We start from the raw sequence: 2,864 nt of genomic DNA, 5'->3' as shown, positions 1-2,864 counted from the left end.
GGCCAACCACATCGTCTCCTGGACGTCGCTGCCCGTGGGTGTCGTCTCGCTCGCCGAACGTTTCGGCGGCCGCACGGTGACGCGCGAGACCTTCGCCGCCATGGTCGATGACGTTGCGGTGCGGCTCAAGGCCTTCGACGGCCGCAACCGGCTCGCGCATGTGCTCGCCAGTCCGAATTTCCATCTGCTCGGCACCTCCGGCACGGTGACGACGCTGGCCGGCGTCCATCTCGACCTCGAGCGCTACGATCGCCGCCGCGTCGACGGGTTGTGGATGGACCGTCAGAGCGTCGACCGCATGGTGGAAAAACTGATCGGCTGGGATTTCCAGCAGCGCGTCGCCAATCCCTGCATCGGCGCCGACCGCGCCGACCTGGTGCTTGCCGGCTGCGCCATCCTGGAGGCGATCCGCGGCGTATGGCCGTCGGAGCGGCTGCGGGTCGCCGACCGCGGCCTGCGCGAAGGCATCTTGAGCGAACTGATGGCCGATGACGGCGTCTGGCGTCATGACGGGCGTGGCCGACAATGAGCAGGAAGCCAGAGAAGCCGGGCTCGGCCGGCATGCGCGTGCTGAAGACCCGGATCAAGAAGAAGAGCGGCCTGAAGGAATCCTCGCGCCGCTGGCTCGAGCGGCACATGAACGACCCCTATGTGCAGCGCTCCAAGGCCGATGGTTACCGTTCGCGCGCCGCCTACAAGCTCACCGAGATCGACGACAAGCATCATCTTTTGAAACCCGGCATGAAGGTGATCGACCTCGGCGCCGCGCCCGGCGGCTGGTGCCAGGTGGCGGCGGCCCGCACCAAATCGAGCGCGGAAAACCCGCATGTCGTCGGCATCGACTATCTTGAGATGGACGCCGTGCCGGGCGCCGTCATCCTGCAGATGGATTTCCTCGATCACGACGCGCCGCAAAAGCTGTCAGAGGCGCTCGGCGGTCAGCCCGATGTCGTGCTGTCGGACATGGCGGCCCCCACCACCGGGCACCGCCGGACCGATCATCTGCGCACCATGCATTTGTGCGAAGTGGCGGCGGATTTCGCGCTGCAGGTTTTGAAGCCCGGCGGCCATTTCCTCGCCAAGACCTTTCAGGGCGGGGCCGAGAACGAGCTGCTCTCGCGGCTCAAGCAGAATTTTCGCTCGGTTCATCATGTGAAGCCGCCGGCCTCGCGCGACGAGTCGGTGGAGCTTTATCTGCTGGCGAAGGAGTTCAAGGGGTAGCGCCTAACCTTCTCCCCTTGTCAGGAGAGAAGGGAAAGGTGGCGCTCATTTCCCTGCGGTCCCCACCGCCTCCAGCGTCTTCGGCGTCGTCAATTTGCCATGTCCCGACACCGCATTGCCGGCGTCCGGCGCCAGCCGCATGAAGGTCAGCGATGCCGCCGCCGAAACCGCCGCGACGATGAAGAAGGCGATGTGGAAATCGCCAAGCGTCAGCGGGCCGCCATGGATCGAAGTCGACACTTCGAGGATGCCGCCGGCCAGCGCCACGCCGAGCGCGATCGACAACTGCTGGAACACGGCAACGATCGGCGTCGCCTTGCTGGTGTCGGCGGTCGATACTTCGGCGTAGGACAGCGCGTTGACGCCGGTGAAGAACATCGAGCGGATGAAGCCGCCGACCAAAAGGATCGCGAGCATCAGCGCATAGGGGGTTGCGGGGGTGAAAAGGCCGTAGATGGCAATCGAGCCGGCGGCGATCAGCGATCCCCAGATCAGCACCCGCCGGAACCCGGCGAGCCTGAAGAGCAGCGCGGTGACGAACTTCATGCCGATGGCGCCGACCGCGGAGACGAAGGTGATCATACCGGACTGGAACGGCGTCAGCCCGAAGCCGATCTGGAACATCAGCGGCAGCAGGAAAGGCACCGCGCCGATGCCGATGCGGAACAGCGAGCCGCCGAGCACGGAGGAGCGGAACACCTGGTTTCTGAAGAGCTCCAGCGCCAACAGCGGGTTCCTGGCGCGCCGAGCATGCAGCAGATAAAGCACGCCCGAAACCAGGCCGACGGCAACGGTAATGAAGCCGGCGATCGGCGGCAAAGCGGGGAGGCTGACCACCGAGAGGCCGAAGACGATGCCGGACGCCGCGAGGCCGCTGAGCACGAAGCCCGGGAAGTCGAGCGGCGGCGTTTTGGCGGGGTCGGTTTCCGGCAAATAGCGGGTGGCAAGCCAGATGCCCAAAAGCCCGATCGGCACGTTGATCAAAAAGATCCAGTGCCAAGTGAAATAGGTGGTGATGAAGCCGCCGATCGGCGGGCCGACCAACGGCCCGACCAGCGCCGGCACCGTCAGCCATGACATCGCCGCGACGAGTTCGCTCTTTGGCGTCGCGCGCACCAGCACCAGGCGCCCGACCGGCGTCATCATGGCGCCGCCCATGCCTTGCAGGAAACGCGACACCACGAAGGCCGGCAGCGAATTGGAGAAGGCGCAGGCGACCGAGCCGGCGATGAAGACGGCGATCGCGGCGCGAAACACGTTCTTGGCCCCGAACCGGTCCGCCATCCAGCCGCTGATCGGAATGAAGATCGCCAGCGACACGAGATAGGCCGTCAGCGCCAGCTTCAGCGCGATCGGGCTGGTGTGGATGTCGATGGCGATTGCCGGCAGCGAGGTCGCGATCACGGTCGAATCCATGTTCTCCATGAAAAGAGCGACCGCCAGGATGAGCGGGATGATGCGGTTCAAGGGGACGCCCTGATTTGACTTCGCGATTCCGGGCCTGGCTTTGGGGGCGAGCCGGCATGCCGGGGCGGTACCACCAATTGGCCCGGATGTCGCATTAATTTGCTGTCACTTTTGTGCGGCCGCAACCCTCGCTGGGAATCATCGCGCGCGCCGCTTGATAAACAGAGCCTCTGGGT

At 65.3% G+C, this 2,864-nt stretch carries 2 protein-coding genes and 1 pseudogene; 2 read left to right on the top strand and 1 reads right to left on the bottom strand.

Annotated features, from left to right (window positions below; all coding sequences use genetic code 11):
- Positions 1-529: pseudogene (locus EOA32_RS35860) on the top strand (Ppx/GppA family phosphatase); the annotation flags it as partial.
- Positions 526-1,221 carry an RlmE family RNA methyltransferase gene (locus EOA32_RS35855; RefSeq protein WP_067000629.1) on the top strand — a complete coding sequence of 232 codons (696 nt, stop codon included), beginning with the start codon at positions 526-528 and terminating at the stop codon, positions 1,219-1,221. The pseudogene EOA32_RS35860 and the gene EOA32_RS35855, both read left to right, overlap by 4 nt.
- 45 nt (positions 1,222-1,266) lie before the next feature.
- Here the strand turns inward: EOA32_RS35855 and EOA32_RS35850 are convergent, their stop codons facing one another.
- Positions 1,267-2,688: an MFS transporter gene (locus EOA32_RS35850; RefSeq protein WP_127240003.1), complete on the bottom strand. Its 1,422-nt coding sequence runs from the start codon at positions 2,686-2,688 to the stop codon at positions 1,267-1,269.
- Positions 2,689-2,864 lie beyond the last annotated feature (176 nt).

Origin of the sequence: Mesorhizobium sp. M1A.F.Ca.ET.072.01.1.1 (genome assembly GCF_004023325.1) — a bacterium.
In the GTDB taxonomy this organism is placed as follows: domain Bacteria; phylum Pseudomonadota; class Alphaproteobacteria; order Rhizobiales; family Rhizobiaceae; genus Mesorhizobium.
Note: the sequence above shows the minus strand (reverse complement) of the source record. Positions and strands in the feature narration are given on the sequence as shown.